The sequence below is a fragment of the Catellatospora sp. KI3 genome (assembly GCF_029948125.1).
Classification (GTDB): Bacteria; Actinomycetota; Actinomycetes; order Mycobacteriales; family Micromonosporaceae; genus Catellatospora.
Map to the genome: position 1 here is coordinate 203,285 of NZ_JASAMB010000006.1, position 20,538 is coordinate 223,822.

Below are 20,538 nucleotides of genomic sequence, written 5' to 3' on the forward strand. Positions count from 1 at the left end.
ACGGCCGATCAGCCGGCCAGGCCGAACCGGTCCAGGGTCCAGGCGGCCACGAACGCCTCCTCGCGCCACGCGTCGTAGCGGCCCGACGGGCCGCCGTGCCCGGCGCCCAGCTCGGTCTTGAGCAGGTATTCGCCGTTCGGGGCGGTGGCGCGCAGCTTCGCGATCCACTTGGCGGGCTCGCTGTAGCGGACCCGGGTGTCGTTGAGGCTGGTCACCGCCAGGATGGCCGGGTACTTCAGGTCGGCCACGTTCTCGTACGGCGAGTAGCCCTTCATGTACGCGTACACCTCGGGGGACTCCAGCGGGTTGCCCCACTCCTCCCACTCGGTGACCGTCAGCGGCAGCGACGGGTCGAGGATCGACGACAGCGGGTCCACGAACGGCACCTGCGCCACGATCCCGGCGAACGCGTCCGGGGCCAGGTTGGCGATGGCGCCCATGAGCAGGCCGCCCGCCGAGCCGCCCCGGGCGACGATCCGCTCGGCGCCGGTCCAGCCCGTGTTCGCCAGGTGCCGGGCGCACGCGACGAAGTCGGTGAAGGTGTTGCGCTTGAGCAGCATCTTGCCCTCGTCGTACCAGCGGCGGCCCAGTTCGCCGCCGCCGCGCACGTGCGCGACCGCGTAGACGACGCCCCGGTCGAGCAGGGACAGCCGCGGGATGGAGAACCACGGATCCATGCTCGACTCGTACGAGCCGTAGCCGTACAGCAGGCACGGGTTGGCGCCGTCGAGCTTCGTGCCCGCCCGGCACACCACCGAGATCGGCACCTGGGTGCCGTCCTCGGCCGTCGCCCAGACCCGGTGCTGCTCGTAGCGGGCCGGGTCGTACGGCACCCCGGCCGGGCCGGGCAGCACCGGCTTCTGCTTGCGCAGCAGCAGGGCGCCGGTGGCCAGGTCGTAGTCGTAGATCGAGTCCGGCGTCACCATCGAGGCGTAGCCCAGCCGCAGCTGCGTCGCGTGGTAGTCGGGGTTCGTCGACAGGTTCACCGTGTACAGCGGCTCGGGGAAGGTCAGGTCGACCGGGTCGGCCCCGGCCGGCAGCAGGCGCAGGCCGGTCAGGCCCTCGCGGCGCAGCGACACCACGAGCAGGTCGTGGAAGGCGTCGACGTCGTCGAGGCGTACCCCCGGCTCGTGCGCGATCAGCTCGCGCCACTCCGCCGGGCTGTCCACCGACGCCTCGGCCAGGGTGAAGTCCTCCGCGTCCCGGTTGTGCAGGATCAGCAGCCGGTCGCCCTGCGCCTCGACCGAGTACTCCAGCCCCTGCACCCGCGGCTTGACCACCTGCGGCGCCGCGGCCGGCTGGTCGGCCGGGATCAGCCACACCTCGCTGGTGACCTTGCTGTGCACGTCGATGTGGATGAACCGCTGCGAGCGGCCCAGCTCCACGCCGATCCAGAACCGCTCGTCGGGCTCCTCGAACACCAGCTCGTCCGGGCCGGTGGTGCCGACCGCGTGCCGCCACACCTTGTGCGGGCGCCACGCCTCGTCGACGGTCAGGTAGAACAGCGTCGAGCCGTCCGCCGACCAGGCCGAGCCGTAGAAGGTGCCGGTCACCTCATCGGGCCGCAGCTCGCCGGTGGTCAGGTCCTTCACCCGGAGGGTGAACCGCTCACTGCCGTCGAAGTCGGTCGAGTACGCCAGCAGCTTCCCGTCCGGGCTGATGTTGTATGTCCCGAGCGAGAAGTAGTCGTGCCCCTCGGCCAGCACGTTGCCGTCGAGCAGGATCTCCTCGCCGGCCAGCGGCGCGCCGTCCGGCGGGATCGGCGGGGCGGTCTCGCCCTCGGCGACGGCCCGGCGGCAGAAGATGCTGTACTGCCTGCCCTCCTCGGTGCGGTTGTAGTACCAGTAGGAGCCCTTGCGGACCGGGACCGACAGGTCGGTCTCCTGGGTCCGGCCCTTGATCTCGTTGAAGAGGGTCTCGCGCAGGCCGGACAGGTGCGCGGTGGCCGCGTCGGTCCAGGCGTTCTCCGCCTTGAGGTAGTCGAGGACGGCGGGATCCTCCTTCACCTCCAGCCACGCGTACTCGTCGAGGACGTCGTCGCCGTGGTGGCTGCGGGTGCTCGCCATCCGCTGGGCGGTCGGAGGCGTTCCGGGCGCGCCGAGGAGATCGGAAGTCATGGCGGTAACGCTACCGGGCGGCGGCGCGGGCCAGCGGCGGTGATTGCCCGACAGCAGCGCGTTGCGTACTATCGAACACATGTTCGAATCATTCGGGCTGCGATCTGGCCCGAGAAGTGAGTTTTTCCACTATGCGGAAAAGTGACTCTCTGGCGTATCGCATCCCGGCCTCCGCGGGAGTCAACTTGTCATGGACGGGCACCATCGCGGTTGGAGCGTGAGATGACGGCACCGGTGCGTGAGGAGTCCAACGTGGACGAGCTGTCGGGGCTGTGCCCGGTCCGCCCGGGCGACCGGCTCGACGGCATGGCCGTGCGGCGTTTCGCCAGCCCGCGCGACGTGTCGGAGGCCGCCGCGGTGATGGGCTGCGCGTACCGGACGGGGCTGTCGGTGCTGCCGTACGGCGGCGGTTCGAAGCTCGCCTGGGCCGACCCGGCCGCCTCGGTCGACCTCGTGGTGGAGACCGTCGGGCTGGCCCGGACCGGCTACGACACCGCCAGCGACCAGATCACCGTCGGGGCGGGCGAGTCTGTCGCGGCCGCCCAGGACACGGTGGCCCGGTTCGGGCGCCGCCTGGCCCTGGACCCGCCCACCGACCGGGCCACGCTCGGCGGCGTGCTGGCCACGGCCGAGTTCGGCCCGCTGGCCCACCTGTACGGCCCACCCGCGGTGCAGGTCGCCGACGCGACCGTGGTGCTGCCCAACGGCACCGTCACCACCCTGGCCGACCGGGCCCGGCTGCTCGGCACCGGCGTGTTCGACCTCCGCTGGACGAACCCGGGCCGGCCGCACCACGCCAGCCTGATCATCGACGTCACGCTGCGGACGTACCCGCAGCCTCCGGCCTCGGCCTGGGTGGTGTGCCCGGTCGAGCAGCCGCTGCGCGTGCCCGAGCTGCGCGAGGAGGTGCTCGCCGCGCACCTCGCCCCGACCGCGATCGAGCTGGACCTGCCCGGCATCCGGCGCGGCGCGCAGGCCTCGGCCCGCCGCGACGCCACCGGCACCCTCGCGGTGCTGTTCGAGGGCTCCGAGGTGAGCGTGGCCGACCGCACCCGGCGGCTGCTTGAGCGCCTGGGTGACCGCGCCCACCTGGCCCGGCGCCCGCCGGTGTGGTGGGGGCGCTACCCGTTCCGGTCCGACGAGGTGGCGGTGAAGCTGCACGTCCCGGACGGCTACCTGCACTCCATCTGCTACGTGCTGGCCGACGCGGTCGGCATGCCGGTGCCGGTGCGCGGGAGCATCGGGTTCGGGCACGCCTGGGCCGCGATCCCCGGTGACCTGCCCGTCAACCAGCTCGCCATCGTGCTGGAGACGCTGCGCGAGGTGCTGCTGGCCCGCAGCGGCTCCGCTGTGGTGCAGGCCGCCCCCGCGCACCTGCGCGAGCCGCTGGCCGCCTACCGCGTGCCATAATCCACCTGCTGTGATCGACACGAATGAGCCGGTGGATCGCTACCCGGCAGACGCACCCGCCTCCCAGGAGCTCTTCGACCGGGCGGCCGCCATCGTGCCGGGCGGGGTGAACTCGCCCGTCCGGGCGTTCCGCGCCGTCGGCGGCGTGCCCCGGTTCATGGTCCGCGGCGAGGGTCCCTGGCTGTTCGACGCCGACGGCCGCCGCTACGTCGACCTGGTCTGCTCGTGGGGGCCGCTGCTGCTTGGCCACGCCCACCCGGAGGTGGTCGGCGCCATCCAGGCTGCCGCGGTCCGGGGCACCAGCTTCGGCACGCCCACCCCGGGCGAGGTCGAGCTGGCCGAGGAGCTGGTCGCGCGGACCGCCGCCGAGCAGATCCGGCTGGTCAACTCGGGCACCGAGGCCACCATGTCGGCGATCCGGCTGGCGCGCGGGTTCACCGGGCGCACCAAGATCATCAAGTTCGCCGGGTGCTACCACGGGCACGTGGACGCGCTGCTGGCCGCGGCGGGGTCCGGCGTGGCCACGCTGGCGCTGCCGGACACGCCCGGGGTGACCGGTGCCGGGGCGAGCGAGACCATCGTGCTGCCCTACAACGACCTGGCCGCCGTCGAGCAGGCGTTCACGGCGCACGGGCCGGACATCGCGGCGGTGATCACCGAGGCGGCCGCCGGCAACATGGGCGTGGTCGCGCCGCTGCCGGGCTTCAACGCCGGGCTGGCCGAGATCGCGCACCGCCACGGCGCGCTGCTGATCATCGACGAGGTGATGACCGGCTTCCGGGTCTCCCGCTCCGGCTGGCACGGGCTGGAGCCCGTGGACGCCGACCTGTGGACGTTCGGCAAGGTCATGGGCGGCGGCCTGCCCGCCGCCGCGTTCGGCGGCCGGGCCGAGGTCATGTCCCGGCTGGCCCCGGCCGGGCCGGTCTACCAGGCGGGCACGCTGTCGGGCAACCCGCTGGCCTGCGCCGCGGGCCTGGCCACGCTGCGGCTGGCCGACGACGCGCTCTACGCCCGGCTCGACGCCACCGCCGCGACCATCGGGCAGCTGGCCGCCAAGGCGCTGGCCGAGGCGGGCGTGCCGCACCGGCTGGCCACCGCGGGCAGCATGTTCTCGATCTTCTTCACCGACGCCGACGTGCGCGACTACGACGGGGCGAAGACGCAGAACGTGGACGCGTTCCGGGCCTTCTTCCACAGCATGCTGGCCCAGGGGGTCTACCTGCCGCCGAGCGCGTACGAGTCGTGGTTCGTCTCCGGGGCCATCGGCGACGAGGCGCTGGACCACATCGCCCGCGCGCTGCCGCACGCCGCCCGCGCCGCGGCTGCGGCCTGAACCGGGCCGAGCCATGCGAACCACGGTCCACCTGCTGCGCCACGGTGAGGTGCACAACCCCACCAAGATCCTGTACGGCCGCCTGCCCGGTTTCCAGCTCTCCGACCTCGGCCGCCAGATGGCCAAGGCCGCCGCGTCGGCACTGGCCGAGCACGATGTGATGTACGTCGTCTCCAGCCCGCTGGAGCGGGCGATCGAGACCGCCCAGCCGATGGCCGAGCAGTTCAACCTGCCGATCGCGACCGACCCGGACCTGATCGAGAGCTCGAACTACTTCGAGGGCATGCGGGTCGGCGCCGGGGACGGCGCGCTGCGCGACCCGCGCCACTGGCGGGTGCTGCACAACCCGTTCCGGCCCAGCTGGGGCGAGGCATACCGGGACATCGCGGTGCGGATGACCCGCGCGCTGCACGCCGCCCGCGACGCCGCCCGGGGGCACGAGGCCGTCTGCGTCTCGCACCAGCTTCCGATCTGGACCCTGCGTACCGCGCTGGAGGGCCGCCGCCTCTGGCACGACCCGCGCCGCCGCCAGTGCGGGCTGGCCAGCCTGACCTCGTTCGTCTTCGAGGACGACCGGTTGGCGCAGATCACATACGCCGAACCGGCGGCCCACCTGGGACCCGGAGCCGGACGCGGGGCATGATGGGGCGCGTGATGCCTCCCCCGCACACCTCCCGCCGCGCGGTGCTGGCCCTCGCCGGTGCCGCCCTGCTCGCGCTGACCGGCTGCGGCGGCGCGGACGACGCCGACACCGCCCTGGTGCTGCGCATCGCGCCGGGCGACCGCAAGCCCGCGCCCGCGGTCTCCGGTGACCTGCTCACCGGCGGCAGCTACGACCTGGCCGCGCTGCGCGGCAAGGTGGTCGTGCTGAACTTCTGGGCCAGCTGGTGCCCGCCGTGCCGGCGCGAGGCGCCCGATCTGGAACTGGTCTACCAGGCGACCAAGACGTCCGGGGTCGAGTTCGTCGGCGTCAACCACCGCGACGGCCGGGACGCGGCCAAGGCGTTCGAGTCCGCCAAGACCAGCTTCCCGAGCATCTTCGACCCGGCCGGCCGGCTGGCCCTGCGGTTCACCGAGATACCGCCGGCCGGCACCCCGACCACCCTGATCATCGACCGGCAGGGCCGGGTGGCCGCCGCGATCCGCAAGGCGACCTCGGTCGACGAGCTCAGCCCCATCGTGCGGGAGATCGCCGCCGAGCAGGCCTCCTGATGGCCGTGCCGTCCACAGAGCCGGACTTCGCCTCGGTCGTCACCGGCGGACCGCTGATCGCGGCCGTGGCCGTCGCCGCGCTGGCCGGGCTGGCCAGCTTCCTGTCGCCGTGCGTGCTGCCGCTGGTGCCCGGCTACCTGTCGTACGTCACCGGCCTGGTCGGCGCCGACCTCGACGCGACGCTGGGCGAGGACCGCAGCGGTGAGGGCACCCGCCGCCAGGGCCGGGTCGTGGCCGGGACGCTGCTGTTCATCGCGGGCTTCGCGGCCGTCTTCCTCACCACCACCCTCGTACTGGCGCAGGTCGGCCGGATGCTGCTCACGCACGACCGGCTGCTGGAGACCGTCGTCGGTGCGCTGATCGTGGTGATGGGCCTGGCCTTCGTGGGCGTGCTGCCGGGGCTGGACACGCAGTGGCGCATCCAGCGCCTGCCGCAGGCCGGGCTGTGGGGCGCACCCGTGTTCGGCGCCGTGTTCGCGCTGAGCTGGGCGCCGTGCGTGTCGCCGACGCTGGGTGCGGTGGGGATGCTGGCCACCGTCAGCGGCGACACCGCCCGCGCGGCCGTGCTCGGCCTCGCCTACTGCCTGGGCATCGGCATCCCGTTCCTGGCCCTCGGGCTGGGCATGCGCCGCCTCGGCGGGATGGTCGGCTTCATCCGGCGCAACTCGCGCTGGGTCACCCGCATCGGCGGGGCCATGCTGATCATCGTCGGGGTGGCCCTGATGAGCGGCGCCTGGGGCGACTTCGTTATCTGGCTGAAGACCAACGTCGGCGTGGGCGAGGTGAGCATATGAGCACCGACGTCGACGCGCCGGTGGAGACGGGGCGCGCGGGGCCGCCGTCGGGGCGTACCCCCCGGTTCGTGGTGGCCGCGCTCGTCGCGGCCCGCAACGCCTGGCGCCAGCTGACCAGCATGCGCACCGCGCTGGTGCTGCTGTTCCTGCTCGCCGTCGCGGCCATCCCCGGCTCGATCCTGCCCCAGTACTCGGTCAACCGGGAGGCCGTGGACCGGTACCGCGCGGCCCACCCGGACCTGGCGCCGGTGCTGGCGAAGCTGTGGGGCTTCGAGGTCTACTCCTCGCCCTGGTTCGCCGCGATCTACCTGCTGCTGTTCACCTCGCTGATCGGCTGCATCACGCCCCGGCTGGCCGAGCACGCCCGCGCCCTGCGCACCCCGCCGCCGGACGCGCCCCGGCGGCTGGAGCGGCTGCCGCACTCGGCCGAGCTGGCCGTCGCCGACGAGAGCGCGGCCCGCGCCGCGCTCAAGGGCTGGCGCACGGTACGCCGGGAGCAGCCCGACGGCACCGTCACCCTCGCCGCCGAGAAGGGCTACCTCAAGGAAGCCGGCAACCTGCTGTTCCACAGCTCGCTGCTGGTCATCCTGGTCGGCGTCGGGATCGGCGCGCAGTGGGGCTGGCACGCCAACCGGCTCGTCGTGACCGGCCCCGACCAGGCGTTCTGCAACACCCTGCAGCAGTACGACGACTACGGGCTCGGCCCGCAGGTCGGCCCCGGCGACCTGGCCGACTTCTGCCTCGAGCTGACCGGCTTCAAGGCCGACTTCCGCGAGAACGGCAGCCCCATCTCGTTCGAGGCGACCACGCAGGTCACCGATGCGCACGGCCGCGATCTAGGCAGCCGCACCTTCGCGGTGAACCACCCGCTGCGGCTGGACGGCGCGAACGTGTACCTGCTCGGCCACGGCTACGCCCCGGTGCTGCGCTACACCGACGCCAAGGGCGTCACCCAGCAGACCGTGGTCCCGTTCCCGTTCACCGACGCGACGCTGACCAGCCAGGGCGTGGCGATGTTCCCCGACGCCAACGGCGGGGCCAAGGACGCGCAGCTCGGGTTCGACGGCCTCTACCTGCCGACCCGCGACAAGGCGCCGTACGCGGTCTCGGACTTCCCGCTGGAGCGCAGCCCGGTGCTGGTGCTCACCGCCTACCGCGGCGACCTGGGGCTGGACGCCGGGATCACCGGCTCGGTCTACGAGCTGGACCAGCGGCAGATCGAGACCGGGCGGCTCAAGCGCTTCGGCGACGCCAAGCTGCTGCGCAAGGGCGAGACCTGGACGCTGCCGGACGGCAGCCGGCTGGAGTTCGTCGGCACCCGCCAGTGGATCACCGTGTCGATCCGGCACGACCCGGGCGAGCAGATCGTGCTCGTCGGCGTGATCCTGCTGCTGGTCGGGCTGCCGCTGTCACTGTACGGCCGGCGCCGCCGGGTGTGGCTGAAGCTGCGCCCCGACGGCACGGCGCAGGCCGGGGGCCTGCCACGCACCGAATACCCCGGATTCGAAGACGAGTTCGCCTCGCTGGTCGAAAGGTGGCGACGCTAAGTGGCTGCGCTCTCCGACAACCTCCTCATCGTCACGATCATGTCGTACGTCGTGGCGATGCTGCTGCACGCCGCCGAGTACTCCTTCGGCGGCCGCGGCGTGATCGCCAAGGCGGCCGCCGCCCCGGCCCGGGAACTGGTCGGCGCGGGCGGCCCGCCGGTGGTGGAGGAGTCGCCGTACGCGGCCCCGCCCGCCCCGGCCGCGCCGCGCCGCCGGATCAACGCTGAGCTGATCGGCCGGGCCGCGGCGGTCGTCACCGCCGTCGGCGCGCTGGCCCACGTCGGCACCATCGCTACCCGCGCGCTGGCCGCGGGCCGGGTGCCGTGGGGCAACATGTACGAGTACGTCCTCGCGGTCACCCTGCTCGGCGTGGCCGTCTGGCTGGTCACGCTGTGGCGCAACCCGCAGGTGCGGCACCTGGGCCTGTTCGTGATGCTGGTCGAGGTGCTGCTCGTCGGCGTCGCCGGGATGGTGCTGTACACGCCGGTCGGGCCGCTGGTGCCGGCGCTGGACTCGTACTGGTTCGTGGTGCACATCGGCGCGGTCGCGACCTCGTCGTCGCTGTTCCTGGTCGGCGGCGCCGCCTCGGCGATGTACCTGGTCCGCTCCGGCTACGACGCGGGCAAGCGGGGCTTCCTGTACGCCTTCGGCGCCCGGCTGGCCAACGCGGAGGCCGTCGAGCGGCTGTCGTTCCGGCTGCACGCGTTCGCGTTCCCGATCTGGACCTTCGGCGTCACCGCGGGCGCGATCTGGGCCGAGGCGGCCTGGGGGCGCTACTGGGGGTGGGACCCGAAGGAGGTCTGGGCGTTCATCTCGTGGGTCGTCTACGCCGCCTACCTGCACGCCCGCGCCACGCCCAGCGTGAAGCGCTCGGTCACCGCGTGGATCGCGGTCCTCGGCTTCGTCACGATGCTGATGAACCTCTTCGGGGTCAACATCTTCTTCACCGGCCTCCACTCGTACGGCGGCCTGGACTAGCGCACGCTCCCACCTCCTCCGGAGGTAAGGAAGGGCCCCTTCTTCTCGCTTTGCGAGGTAGAAGGGGCCCTTCTTAACGTGCGCGTCGGAGTGGTGGGCGCGCCGGAGCGGTAGTTAAGAAGGGGCCCTTGTTCTACGGAAAGCGATAAGAAGGGACCCTTCCTTTCGCTTTCAGCAGGTGCGGGCGGACCAGGAGTCGTACGGGCGCAGCCAGCGGAGGCAGTAGCCGTCCGCGGGGGCGCCGGGGGTGGTCGGGATGTCGCCCTGCCAGGGGCGCAGCGGGCCGGCGGGGCCGTCCTTGAGCTGGACGGAGTCGACGGACAGCTCCGGCAGGGCCAGGGCGGCGGGCTGGGCGGGGTCGGTGTGCAGCTCGACGTACTGCTCGATGCGGGCGCGGCCGGTCAGCGGCAGGGCCTGTTCGGCCAGCAGGTGCCACGAGTCGCCCCACCACAGCCAGGCCTGCCAGCGGGGGCGTTCGGTGTCGCCCTCGGTCTGCAGGTAGACCCAGAGGCGCTCGCCGGGCAGGACCGCGTACTGGTCGTAGAAGGACCAGGCACTGGTGTTCGTGTCGTACGTGTAGACGCGCTGGCGGCCGTCGCCGGACCAGCCGGTCTCGGTCCACCCGGCCTCCAGCCAGGCCACGTCGGCGGGGCCGTCGCCGGACTTGGCCATGAACCGGGCCGCGACGAAGTCCATCGTGCCGGGGCGTACGCCGGTGTCGCGCACCTCGATCCGGCCGAGGACCCCGGACCAGCGTCCGGCCGACGTCGCACCGAGGTGGTGGTAGCCGGGGCTGGGCACCGGCAGCGACGGCTCGGCCGAGGCGCCGGGCGGGTGCAGGACCGGCTGGAGCTGGGTCGCGCGGGCGCGGCAGGCGTTGGCGCGGCTCGGCGGGGCGGTGGGGGCGTGCGTGGAGGCGGCTTCGTCGCGCGGGCACCAGGGCAGATCAGGCTCGGCGGGGGTACAGCCGACGAGCGCCGCCAGCAGCAGTGCCAGCAGGCCCGCGATGGGGGGCTTCACATCTGCGTCAACTGCGCGCGGAACCCCCGGTGACGCCACTCTAGGATGGCGGGCATGGCCGCACCGCGCTTTCCCTTCGACGACCTGCAGGGTTTCCTCGACGCGCTGGAGCGCGCCGGGGAGCTGCACCGGGTCAAGGCCCCCGTCGACCCGACCCTGGAGATCAGCGAGATCGTCACCCGTACGGTGCGCGCGAAGGGCCCGGCGCTGCTGTTCGAGCGGCCCACGCGCGGCTCCATGCCGCTGGCGATCAACATCTTCGGCTCGGACCGCCGGATGGCGATGGCGCTCGGGGTGAAGGACTTCGACGAGATCGGCGCCCGGATCGGCGCGCTGGTCAAGCCGGAGCTGCCGGTCGGTTTCAGCGGCATGATGGACGGCCTGGGCAAGGTGATGCAGCTCAAGTCGCTGCCGCCGAAGAAGGTCAAGACCGCGCCGTGCCAGGAGGTCGTGCTCAAGGGCTCCGACGTCGATCTGAACCTGCTGCCGGGGCTGGTGATGTGGCCGGGGGACGGCGGGATCTACCACAACTACGGGTTGACCCATACCAAGCACCCGGAAACCGGCAAGCGGAACCTGGGGCTCTACCGGCTGCAGCAGCACTCGCACAACACGGTGGGCATGCACTGGCAGATCCACAAGGACTCGACCGCGCACCACGCGGTGGCCGAGCGGCGCGGCGAGCGCCTGCCGGTGGCGATCGCGTTCGGCAGCGACCCGGTGGTGTCGTACTCGGCGAGCGCGCCGCTGCCCGGTGACATCGACGAGTACCTGTTCGCCGGGTTCCTGCGCGGGGAGCGGGTGGAGCTGGTCGACTGCCTGACCGTGCCGCTGCAGGTGCCCGCCGGCGCCAACGTGATCCTGGAGGGCTGGGTCGAGCCCGGCGAGCGGCTGCCCGAGGGCCCGTTCGGCGACCACACCGGCTTCTACACCCCGGTCGAGCCGTTCCCGGTGCTGCACGTCGAGTGCATGACCATGCGGCGCGACCCGGTCTACCACTCGATCATCACGAGCAAGCCGCCGCAGGAGGACGGGCCGATCGGCCGCGCCACCGAGCGCATCTTCCTGCCGCTGATCAAGATCCTGGTGCCGGACATCGTCGACTACCACATGCCCGAGGCGGGCGTGTTCCACAACTGCCTCATCGTCGCGATCAACAAGCGGTACCCGAAGCACGCGCAGAAGGTGATGAGCGCGGTCTGGGGCGCCCACCTGCTCAGCCTCACCAAGCTGATCGTGGTGGTCGACGACGACTGCGACCCGCGCGACCTGCAGGAGGTGGCGTTCCGCGCCTTCGGCAACGTCGACTACGCGCACGACCTGGTGCTGACCCAGGGGCCGGTCGACCACCTCGACCACGCGTCGTACCAGCAGTTCTGGGGCGGCAAGGCCGGGGTCGACGCGACCCGCAAGCTGCCCACCGAGGGCTACACGCGCGGCTGGCCGGAGGAGATGCGGATGTCCCCCGAGATCGTCTCCAAGGTCGACAAGCGCTGGAAGGAGTACGGGTTCAAGTGAGCGCCACCGCCACTGTCGCCGAGAAGCCGAGCGGAGGCCACGTCAAGGCCTTCCTCAAGCTGGTCGCGATCGAGCACTCCGTGTTCGCGCTGCCCTTCGCCTACCTGTCCGCGTTCGTCGCGATGGACCGGACCCTTGGCCGCGTCGACTGGATCACGCTGCTGCTGATCACGGCCGCGATGGTCGGCGCGCGTACCTTCGCCATGGCCGCCAACCGGATCATCGACCGGCACATCGACGCCCGCAACCCGCGTACCGCCAAGCGGGAGCTGGTCACCGGCGCGGTGAGCGTGAAGACCGCCTGGGCGGGCGCGATCGTGGCGCTGGTGGTGTTCATGGGCGCCGCGCTGGCGCTCAACCCGCTGTGCGCGCTGCTCGCCCCGCTGGCCGTGGTCCCGCTGGTGCTCTACCCGTACGGCAAGCGCTTCACCGACTGGCCGCACGCGATCCTCGCGCTCGCGCAGGCGGTCGGCCCGATCGGTGCCTGGCTGGGCGTCACCGGCGCCTTCGCCGGGTCCGGCCCGGCCTGGCTGCTGGGCCTGGCGGTCGGCCTGTGGATCGGCGGCTTCGACCTGATCTACGCCTGCCAGGACGCCGAGGTCGACCGGCAGATCGGCGTCCGCAGCGTGCCCGCCCGGTACGGCGTGGCCAACGCGCTGCGCATCTCCACCGCCGTGCACGTGCTCACGTTCATCCTGTTCGTGCTGTTCGGGGTATGGGTCGGCCTCGGCTGGCCGTGGTGGATCGGCCTGGCGCTGACGGCCGCCGCGTTCGCCTACCAGCACATCATCGTGACCCCGACCGACCTCTCCAAGGTCAACCGGGCCTTCTTCACCGCGAACGGCTTCGTCGGCATCGCCCTGTTCGCCTTCGCGATGCTGGCCCTGCTCCTCGGCTGACCCGTTCACCTCGTGGCGCGCGTCCCATTCGGGCCGCGCCGCGTCGTATCCGGGGCGCGGCGCGCCGCGCTGGGCCGCGCTGGGCCGCGCTGGGCCGCGCCGCGCCGCGCCGGGCGCTCAAGATCCGCGCAGTTTCGGGGAAAGTGCGCGAATCTTGGCCCCCATTCCTGCACTTTCCCCGAAACTGCACTCGCCCGCGCCGCGCGTTCGGGCCGCGCCCGGTGGGTGGGGCGGGGGGTCAGGTCGCGCGGGTGCCGAGGTGGCCGGTCCAGCGGGTGAGGAGGTCGTGGTCGACGCCTACCGCGTCGAGGGCCTTGCCGGCGACGAAGTCGATGAGGCGCTGGGCGTCGGCCTTGGCGCCGATGCCGTAGAAGCCGGGGCTGGCGGGCAGCACCACCGCGCCGGAGTCGATCAGCTCGACCAGGTGCAGCAGGTGGCTGCGGGTGACCGGGGTCTCGCGCGGCACGACCACGACCGGCCGCCGCTCCTTGAGGTTCACCTCGGCGGCCCGCTGCAGCAGGTCCTTGGACAGCCCGAGCGCGATGCCCGCGCAGGCCGCCGTCGACGCCGGTACGACGATCATGCCCTTGGCCCGGTACGACCCGCTGCTCGGCCCCGCCGCGAGGTCCCCGGCGGGCCAGTACCGCAGGTCCGCGCCGTCGAGCGGGCACTCCAGCCACTGTCCGAGGTCCTCGCGCCAGTGCGCGTCGCGCAGCGAGTGCCCCGTCTCGTCGAGGATGGTCAGCCGCGCCGCCCGGGACACCACCAGGTCGACCGCGTGCCCCCCGGCCAGCAGCGCCCGCAGCACCGCCGCCGCGTACGGGGTCCCGGACGCGCCGGACACCCCCACGATCCAAGGTGTGCGGTGCGGTGCGGCGGACATGCCCCGACAGTAGCCGCCCCGTTGACCTGGCGACGCGCGGCCGCCTAGCCTCGATCATGACCGATCGATCAGCGACCTTGCGGGTGCCGATGCGGATCGTGATCGACCGCCCGGTCGACCAGGTCTTCGCTTTCCTGTCGGACCTGCGCAACGACGCGAAGTGGTGGGGCGGGGTCCGCGCGGCGGCCCGCCTGTCCGGCGACGGCGGCGTGGGCACCGTGTACGAGCTGGACACCGTGCTGCTGGGCGTGCGCGACCGGATCCGGATCGAGGTGACCGCGCACGAGCCGCCGCTGCGGCAGAGCATCCGGGTGCGGCAGGGGCGGCTGCCGTACACCGCGCACTACGAGTGGACCGCGCTGGCGCCGGGCCGCACCGGGTTCCGGCTGGTCGCCGAGGTGGAGGCGGTCCGGCCGTGGTCGTGGCTGGGGCCGCTGCTGTGCCCGGTGCTGTCGCTGCTGGGCTGGCGCTACCTGCGGCGGGTGCCGCGCATCCTGGCCGCGACGGCGGCCGGGTAGTCGGCGTTCTGCCGGCGGCCATACCGGCCGACCAGGGCTTATAGCATGGCGAGGTGAGCCGGGAGAGTGAGGAACTGAACCGGCGCCTGCTGCGCGCCCGTGATGCGATGGACCGCGCCTACGGCCAGCCGTTGGACGTCCGGGCCGTCGCGGCGGTGGCCCACATGTCGTCGGCGCACTTCAGCCGGTCCTTCCGCGCCGTGTTCGGCGAGACGCCGCACCGCTATCTGCAGCGGCGGCGGGTGGAGCGCTCGATGTTCCTGCTGCGGGAGCCCGGTCGCAGCGTCACCGACGTCTGCTTCGAAGTCGGCTTCGCCAGCCTCGGGACCTTCAGCCGGACCTTCCGGGAGATCGTCGGGCAGACCCCGTCGGAGTACCGGGGCGGCCACGGGCCGGTGGGGGTGCCGAACTGCGCCCTGATGGCCCACACCCGGCCCCGGGCGGCGGCCGTCCCGGCCGCGGCATGATCCAGCAGTTCTGGATAAGCACTGGTCGGACGGGCTGCCCTAGCCTGGCGAAACGTTGCTCGCGGACCCGAGGAGAACCCACATGATCACGAAACTGAACGTCGCATCGATCTACGTGCTGGATAAGGACGAGGCGCTGGACTTCTACGTCGGCAAGCTCGGACTGGAGAAGGGCAACGACGTCCAGCAGGGCTCCTACCGCTGGCTGACCGTACGCGTCCCCGGGGCCGACGGCACCGAGATATCCCTGGAGCAGCCGGGTGCCCCGCTGCACGACGAAGCCACGGCCGAGCAGCTTCGGGAGCTGGTCACGAAGGGTGCGCTGACCGGCCTCGTGCTCATCAGCGACGACGTGCGGGGACTGTACGAGACGCTCAGGGCGGGCGGCTTCACGGACTTCACCCAGGAGCCCACCGACCACTTCTACGGCACCGACATGGGCCTGCGGGATCCGTTCGGCAACCAGATCCGGATCCTCCAGCAGGGGTGACGGTCAGACCGCGTACTCGCCGATGGGGTCGGTGTGGCGGTGGGCGTACATGCGCTCGTGGAAGCGGACGAAGCGGTCCACGACGGTGCCCGCGCGGCGGTCGCCGAGCCGCTCGTCCAGCTCCGCCAGGCTGCCGGCCAGTCGGGCGCTGTGCTGGGCGTACAGGCCGGCGTAGTAGCTGAGGCTGTCGGCCAGGGCCCGCAGCGCGCCCTCGGCGTCGCCGGCCCGGCGCATGTGCCACAGCGCGAGGTTGCTCTCGGCGTTGTCGATGTCCTTCTGCAGCCGCGTGAACAGCGGGTCGGGCTCGGGGCTGGTGGAGGTGGTCGCGGTGGCGAGCACGTTGAGCGCGTCCTCGGCGGTGCTCGCGCCGACCTGCGCGCAGCCGGCCGCCAGTCGCTGGATCAGGGAGTTCTGCTGCAGCGCGGGCAGCCGCAGCAGCCGGGAGCCGATGTCGTTCTGCAGCCGGACCAGGACGGCGGCGTCGGCGTACAGGTCGGCCATCGTGCCGTCGGCCAGCGCGCGCAGGTAGCCGGGCACGGGCACCAGGACCTCGCAGAGCACCCCGATGAAGTAGCCCAGGGTCGGGGTGACCAGGATGCTGTGCTCGCCGAGCACGGCCAGCTCCAGGCGGGACAGGTGGGTGGCGCGCAGGGTCCGGTCGGCGGCCCGGTAGCGGTCGGCCAGCCCCTGCCGGACCAGGGTGGCGGTGTCGGTGTCGGCGAGCGCGGCGATGAGGTCGCGGCAGCTCTCGATGTTGGCGATCAGCGCGGACCAGACGCCGTACTCGAGTTCGTCGAGCATGGGGGCGGTGCGGCCGAGGGATTCGACGTGGCGCGCGTACTCCTCGGCCATACCGGCGTGCTTGGCGCGGGCCAGGCTCAGGTCGAAGCCGGAGGCGTGCCGCGCGGCTTCGCGCGCGGGCCCGGCGAGCAGGAGCATGGCGGGGGTACGCTGCGCCGGCGCGAGCGTCTGCAGCATGGCCCGGTTGAGGGAGCTGACGAGGTCGAGCCGCTCCTGCTGGACGGCGTCGAGGCGGGGCGAGCCGAGCCCGATGGCCAGGTTGTCGGAGACCACCTCGAAGACCTGGTACGCGTTCATGAGCCCGGCGAAGTGCAGCAGCACCGGCCAGTCGTCCTCCTCGACCAGGCCGGTGAGCAGACCGTTGGTCATGGTGACCAGCTGGATCACGCCGGAGCTCTGCAGGTACTCGTGGCGGCGGGGGTTGTCCGCGGAGTAGGCCCAGGCGGTGAAGTCGCGGTACGGCCCGGCGGGCATGTGCCGTGTCACGGCGTCTTCCAGGGCCGTGCAGGTCGCGGCGAGTAGCTGGGCGGCGCGCCGGTTGGTTGGCATGCGGCGACTCGTATCCTCAGGTCCGGCACGGGCCACGCCGGTACGGTGGCCCGTGGTAGGCGCCGGGTCAGCGCCGCGTGATGAGGTTACGACTCAGAGGGTTGTCCTGTCCTCCCCCGTCCGCAAAGAACTGTCGGGGTTGGACGGAGCCTTTCAGTACGTGGGCCGTCCCGCGGTCGGCCGGGCGGCGCCGTTGCCGCCTGGGGCGGGCTGCCCGGACGGGGCGGGTGGCGGCGGGACTTCCTCGTCTTCGAACTCGCCTTCGCCCTCGAGCAGGGCCCGCACCTCCGACTCGCGGAACCGGCGGTGCCCGCCGGGTGTGCGGATGCTGCCGATGCGTCCGGCCGCTGCCCATCTGGTCACCGTCTTTGGGTCGACCCGGAACAGCGCGGCCACCTCGCCAGGTGTCAACAGGCGGTCTCCCGTGTCCACGCCCACCTCCTCGCGTCTACGAAGCCGGTACGGGTCGCCCCGGGCCGCCTCCGCTGGGCCGTACGCCCAATTAGAGCACCATCGACAGATGGTGTCCCCAAAATGGTTGTATGCACCTTTTGGGGGGTTCGCTTACTACGTTGCGAACCTCATTCGTATATTGCCCGAAGATCGGCACCTCCGTGCCCACTCTGGAAGAAACTGCCTCTAAGGTGCTCTGTGTGGACGCCATCGACCGCAACCTTCTCGACCTGCTGCGCGGCAACGCCCGCCTCTCGTACGCCGAACTGGCGCGCCAGGTGGGCCTGTCCGCACCCGCGGTGCATGACCGCGTCGGCAAGCTGGAGGCGTCCGGCGTGATCCGCGGCTACCACGCCGACGTCGAGCCCAGCTCGATCGAGCTGGGCGTCACCGCGCTCATCGGCATCGTGGCCGACTCGGGCGCCGACAGCGAGAGCCTTCGCGAGTCGCTGCGCGAGTTCCCCGAGCTGGAGTCCTGCTACTTCATGGCTGGCGAGGAGTCGTACCTGGTGAAGGCGCGCGTCGGCACGATCAGCGAGCTGGAGCACCTGATCGTGAAGCTGCAGCGCACCCCGGGCGTGGCCCGCACCCGCACCGCGATCGCCCTCAGCACCACCTGGGAAGGCCGCCCCCGCCCGCTGACCTGAGCCGCCGCTGGCTGGGGAGCCGATCGCGCTGCTACGGTCCGAGCATGGAGCAGCTTGATCGGTGTTGTGACGACGACCGGGCCTGGGTGACCGAGGCGATCACGCGGGTCGTCGCCGACGCCAACCGCAGCGCCGACACCCACCTGCTGCCGTTCCCGCTGCCCGCGTCTTGGGGCATCGACCTCTACCTGAAGGACGAGTCGGTGCACCCCACCGGCTCGCTCAAGCACCGCCTGGCCCGCTCGCTGTTCCTGTACGCCCTGAGCAACGGCTGGATCCGCTCCGGCACCGCCATCGTCGAGGCGTCGTCGGGCTCGACGGCGATCTCCGAGGCGTACTTCGCGCGGATGCTGGGCCTGCCGTTCGTGGCGGTGATGCCCGCGACGACCAGCAAGGAGAAGTGCGAGCTGATCGAGTTCCAGGGCGGCGAGTGCCACCTGGTGGCCGATCCGTCGCAGGTGGTCGTCGAGGCGCGCTGGCTGGCCGAGGACCGCGGCGGGCACTTCATGGACCAGTTCACCTACGCCGAGCGGGCCACCGACTGGCGCGGCAACAACAACATCGCCGAGTCCATCTACCAGCAGATGTCGCTGGAGCGGCACCCGGTCCCCCGCTGGATCGTGGTCGGCGCGGGCACCGGCGGCACCTCCGCCACCATCGGCCGGTACGTGCGCTACCAGCGCCACTGCACGAAGGTCTGCGTGGTGGACCCGGAGAACTCGGCGTTCTACCCGGCGTACGAGACGGCGGACTGGTCGGTGGCGACCGGTAAGGGCTCGCGGATCGAGGGCATCGGCCGTCCCCGGGTCGAGCCGTCGTTCCAGCCCGCGGTCGTGGACCGGATGGTCCGGGTGCCCGACGCCGGCTCGCTGGCCGCGATGCGCGTCGCCTCCGAACTGCTGGGGCGCCGGGTCGGCGGCTCGACCGGCACGAACCTGTGGGGCGTGTTCGGCCTCGTCGCGGAGATGCTCGACCGGGGCGAGACCGGCTCGGTGGTGACGCTGCTGTGCGACGGCGGCGAGCGCTACGCCAACACGTACTACGACGACCACTGGCTGGCCGAGCAGGGCCTGCAGCTGGCGGCCCCGCTGGGCGTGGTGCGCCACTTCCTGGCCACCGGCGCCTGGCAGGGCTGACCACCGCACTTCAGCGCCCACACCTGTGGGGGTGTACGTACACCCCCACAGGTGTGGGCCCGCACCGCAAGCCGTCCGTGGAAAGCGCCAGCGGCGCCGGTCGGTCGACCGGCGCCGCTGGCGGCACTGCTTGCCTGCTGTCTGCGGTCAGGCGGTGGGCTGGGCCGAAGCCGGGCGCCGCTCGGTGAACTGGCGCGGACCGCGCTCGCCGCCCCGGTAACCACCCCGGTCGCCGCCGAAGCTGCGCTCGCCGCCGCGGAAGCCCCGGTCGCCACCCCGGTCGCCGCCGAAGCTGCGCTCGCCGCCCCGGTAACCGCCGCGCTCGCCGCCGCCGAAGCTGCCGCGCTCGCCGCCGCCGCTGAAGCCGCGGTCGCCGCCGCCGAAGCTGCCGCGCTCGCCGCCCCGGTAACCGCGGTCGCCGCCGAAGCTGCGCTCGCCACCGCGGTAGCCCCGGTCGCCGCCGCGGTCGCCGCGGAAGCCGCCCCGGTCGCCGCCGCGGAAGTCGCGGCCGCCGTCACGGCGCGGGCCGCGGCCGAAGCGGGGCTCCGGCTCGTCCACGACCGGCTTGCCGGAGGGCTCCTTGGCCCCGGTCAGCTCGACCAGCTTCTCGTCGTTGTACCGCAGCCGGTGCTCGGCGGGCTTCTCGACGCCGGCCTTCTCCATCATGGCCAGGGTGGACCGGCGCTGCTTGGGCAGCACCAGCGTGGCCACCGCGCCGGACTCGCCCGCGCGGGCGGTGCGACCGGCCCGGTGCAGGTAGTCCTTGGGGTCCTTCGGCGGGTCCACGTGCACGACCAGCGAGACGCCGTCGACGTGGATGCCGCGCGCGGCGACGTCCGTGGCGACCAGGACGCTCATCCGGCCTTCCTTGAACTCGGCCAGCGTGCGGGTGCGCACCCGCTGGGTCTTGCCGCCGTGCAGGCCGCCCGCGCGTACGCCGACCTCGCGCAGCTGCTCGACGAGCCGGTCGACGCCCATCTGGGTCCGCGCGAACATGATCGTCCGGCCGGGACGGTTGGCGACGGCGGCCGTCACCTTGAACTTCTCCTGCGGCGCGATCAGCAGCATCAGGTGGTCCATGGTGGACACCGAGGCGGCCGGCGGCGCGGTGGAGTGGGTGACCGGGTCGGTCATGAACCGCTTGACCAGCGTGTCCACGTCACCGTCCAGAGTGGCCGAGAAGAGCAGGCGCTGGCCCTCGGCCGGGCACTTGCCCATCAGCTCGGTGACCTCGGGCAGGAAGCCCATGTCGGCCATCTGGTCCGCCTCGTCAAGCACGGTGACCTCGATGTCGTCCAGGGCGCAGGCGCCCCGCTCGATCAGGTCGCCGAGCCGGCCGGGCGTCGCGACCATCAGGTCGAGGCCGCGCTGCAGGCCGATGATCTGCCGGTCGTACGGCACGCCGCCGACGGCGGTGCCGAGGTAGAGCTCCATCGCCTTGGCCAGCGGGCGCAGCGCGTCGGCGACCTGCATCGCCAGCTCGCGCGTGGGCACCAGGATCAGGGCCTTGGGGTGGTGCGGCCGGGCCGGCTTGCCCTGCGCGAGGCGGGCCAGCAGCGGCAGTCCGAACGCGAGGGTCTTGCCCGAGCCGGTCTGGCCGCGGCCCAGCACGTCGCGCCCGGCGAGCGCGTCGGGCAGGGTGGCGGCCTGGATCTCGAACGGGCGGGTGATGCCGGCGCGGTCGAGTTCGCGGACCAGCGGGCGCGGCAGGCCGAGCTCGGCGAAGCTGGGCACGGCGGTCTCGGTGTCGGCCGCGGGCTGCACGG

20 protein-coding genes are annotated in these 20,538 nt (G+C 72.6%); 14 read left to right on the top strand and 6 right to left on the bottom strand.

Annotation, left to right across the window (positions count from 1 at the left end):
* Positions 1-8: 8 nt before the first annotated feature.
* Entirely contained in the window at positions 9-2,117 is a 2,109-nt protein-coding gene (locus QEZ54_RS12785) for a S9 family peptidase (protein WP_281304771.1), read from the bottom strand.
* Positions 2,118-2,339: 222 nt separating this feature from the next.
* Here QEZ54_RS12785 and QEZ54_RS12790 point away from each other — a divergent pair, with 222 nt between their 5' ends.
* The 7 genes from QEZ54_RS12790 to ccsB are packed head-to-tail and all read left to right on the top strand — an operon-like array spanning position 2,340 to position 9,391.
* Positions 2,340-3,527 (top strand): FAD-binding protein, encoded by a 1,188-nt coding sequence (locus QEZ54_RS12790; protein WP_281304772.1) that lies wholly within the window; start codon positions 2,340-2,342, stop codon positions 3,525-3,527.
* A gap of 10 nt (positions 3,528-3,537) precedes the next feature.
* Complete coding sequence (gene hemL, locus QEZ54_RS12795) at positions 3,538-4,860, top strand: glutamate-1-semialdehyde 2,1-aminomutase (protein ID WP_281304773.1); 1,323 nt, start codon at positions 3,538-3,540, stop codon at positions 4,858-4,860.
* A gap of 13 nt (positions 4,861-4,873) precedes the next feature.
* A complete protein-coding gene (locus tag QEZ54_RS12800; protein ID WP_281304774.1) occupies positions 4,874-5,503 on the top strand; it encodes a histidine phosphatase family protein in 630 nt (209 codons plus the stop codon).
* A gap of 11 nt (positions 5,504-5,514) precedes the next feature.
* Positions 5,515-6,072 (top strand): TlpA disulfide reductase family protein, encoded by a 558-nt coding sequence (locus tag QEZ54_RS12805; protein WP_281304901.1) that lies wholly within the window; start codon positions 5,515-5,517, stop codon positions 6,070-6,072.
* Positions 6,072-6,866 carry a cytochrome c biogenesis CcdA family protein gene (locus QEZ54_RS12810; RefSeq protein WP_281304775.1) on the top strand — a complete coding sequence of 265 codons (795 nt, stop codon included), beginning with the start codon at positions 6,072-6,074 and terminating at the stop codon, positions 6,864-6,866. The genes QEZ54_RS12805 and QEZ54_RS12810 overlap by 1 nt, the downstream gene beginning before the upstream one ends.
* Complete coding sequence (locus tag QEZ54_RS12815) at positions 6,863-8,413, top strand: cytochrome c biogenesis protein ResB (RefSeq protein ID WP_281304776.1); 1,551 nt, start codon at positions 6,863-6,865, stop codon at positions 8,411-8,413. Before QEZ54_RS12810 ends, QEZ54_RS12815 begins: the two co-directional genes overlap by 4 nt.
* Positions 8,414-9,391, top strand: coding sequence for a c-type cytochrome biogenesis protein CcsB (ccsB, locus tag QEZ54_RS12820; protein WP_281304777.1), 978 nt, complete (start codon positions 8,414-8,416; stop codon positions 9,389-9,391).
* A gap of 171 nt (positions 9,392-9,562) precedes the next feature.
* Here the strand turns inward: ccsB and QEZ54_RS12825 are convergent, their stop codons facing one another.
* Complete coding sequence (locus QEZ54_RS12825) at positions 9,563-10,411, bottom strand: hypothetical protein (protein ID WP_281304778.1); 849 nt, start codon at positions 10,409-10,411, stop codon at positions 9,563-9,565.
* 54 nt (positions 10,412-10,465) lie between these two features.
* Here QEZ54_RS12825 and QEZ54_RS12830 point away from each other — a divergent pair, with 54 nt between their 5' ends.
* Together QEZ54_RS12830 and mqnP are read left to right on the top strand one after the other, a co-directional pair.
* The gene (locus QEZ54_RS12830; protein WP_281304779.1) at positions 10,466-11,929 is read left to right on the top strand and encodes a menaquinone biosynthesis decarboxylase; all 1,464 of its coding nucleotides are present in this window, start codon (positions 10,466-10,468) and stop codon (positions 11,927-11,929) included.
* Positions 11,926-12,828: a menaquinone biosynthesis prenyltransferase MqnP gene (gene mqnP, locus QEZ54_RS12835; protein ID WP_281304780.1), complete on the top strand. Its 903-nt coding sequence runs from the start codon at positions 11,926-11,928 to the stop codon at positions 12,826-12,828. The genes QEZ54_RS12830 and mqnP overlap by 4 nt, the downstream gene beginning before the upstream one ends.
* A 238-nt stretch (positions 12,829-13,066) precedes the next feature.
* Here mqnP and QEZ54_RS12840 read toward each other — a convergent pair whose 3' ends face one another.
* Positions 13,067-13,711: a UbiX family flavin prenyltransferase gene (locus QEZ54_RS12840; protein WP_281304781.1), complete on the bottom strand. Its 645-nt coding sequence runs from the start codon at positions 13,709-13,711 to the stop codon at positions 13,067-13,069.
* A gap of 56 nt (positions 13,712-13,767) precedes the next feature.
* On the opposite strand from QEZ54_RS12840, the gene QEZ54_RS12845 reads away from it, so the two are divergent.
* The 3 genes from QEZ54_RS12845 (at position 13,768) to QEZ54_RS12855 (ending at position 15,186) form a co-directional block, all read left to right on the top strand.
* Positions 13,768-14,229, top strand: coding sequence for an SRPBCC family protein (locus QEZ54_RS12845; protein WP_281304782.1), 462 nt, complete (start codon positions 13,768-13,770; stop codon positions 14,227-14,229).
* A 53-nt stretch (positions 14,230-14,282) separates the two neighbouring features.
* Positions 14,283-14,696, top strand: a complete 414-nt coding sequence (locus QEZ54_RS12850) for a helix-turn-helix transcriptional regulator (RefSeq protein WP_281304783.1) — start codon at positions 14,283-14,285, stop codon at positions 14,694-14,696.
* 82 nt (positions 14,697-14,778) lie between these two features.
* A complete protein-coding gene (locus QEZ54_RS12855; RefSeq protein ID WP_281304784.1) occupies positions 14,779-15,186 on the top strand; it encodes a VOC family protein in 408 nt (135 codons plus the stop codon).
* 3 nt (positions 15,187-15,189) lie between these two features.
* Here QEZ54_RS12855 and QEZ54_RS12860 read toward each other — a convergent pair whose 3' ends face one another.
* Both QEZ54_RS12860 and QEZ54_RS36370 read right to left on the bottom strand, forming a co-directional pair.
* On the bottom strand, positions 15,190-16,536 hold the full coding sequence (locus QEZ54_RS12860; RefSeq protein WP_281304785.1) for a hypothetical protein: 1,347 nt from the start codon (positions 16,534-16,536) through the stop codon (positions 15,190-15,192).
* Between the two features lie 153 nt (positions 16,537-16,689).
* A complete protein-coding gene (locus QEZ54_RS36370) occupies positions 16,690-16,968 on the bottom strand; it encodes a BldC family transcriptional regulator (RefSeq protein WP_348650537.1) in 279 nt (92 codons plus the stop codon).
* Positions 16,969-17,189: 221 nt separating this feature from the next.
* Between QEZ54_RS36370 and QEZ54_RS12870 the strand changes: the two genes are divergently transcribed.
* Both QEZ54_RS12870 and QEZ54_RS12875 read left to right on the top strand, forming a co-directional pair.
* Entirely contained in the window at positions 17,190-17,636 is a 447-nt protein-coding gene (locus tag QEZ54_RS12870) for an Lrp/AsnC family transcriptional regulator (protein WP_281304786.1), read from the top strand.
* Positions 17,637-17,680: 44 nt separating this feature from the next.
* Positions 17,681-18,772, top strand: coding sequence for a PLP-dependent cysteine synthase family protein (locus QEZ54_RS12875; RefSeq protein WP_281304787.1), 1,092 nt, complete (start codon positions 17,681-17,683; stop codon positions 18,770-18,772).
* A gap of 147 nt (positions 18,773-18,919) precedes the next feature.
* Here the strand turns inward: QEZ54_RS12875 and QEZ54_RS12880 are convergent, their stop codons facing one another.
* Positions 18,920-20,536, bottom strand: a complete 1,617-nt coding sequence (locus QEZ54_RS12880) for a DEAD/DEAH box helicase (RefSeq protein WP_281304902.1) — start codon at positions 20,534-20,536, stop codon at positions 18,920-18,922.
* Positions 20,537-20,538 lie beyond the last annotated feature (2 nt).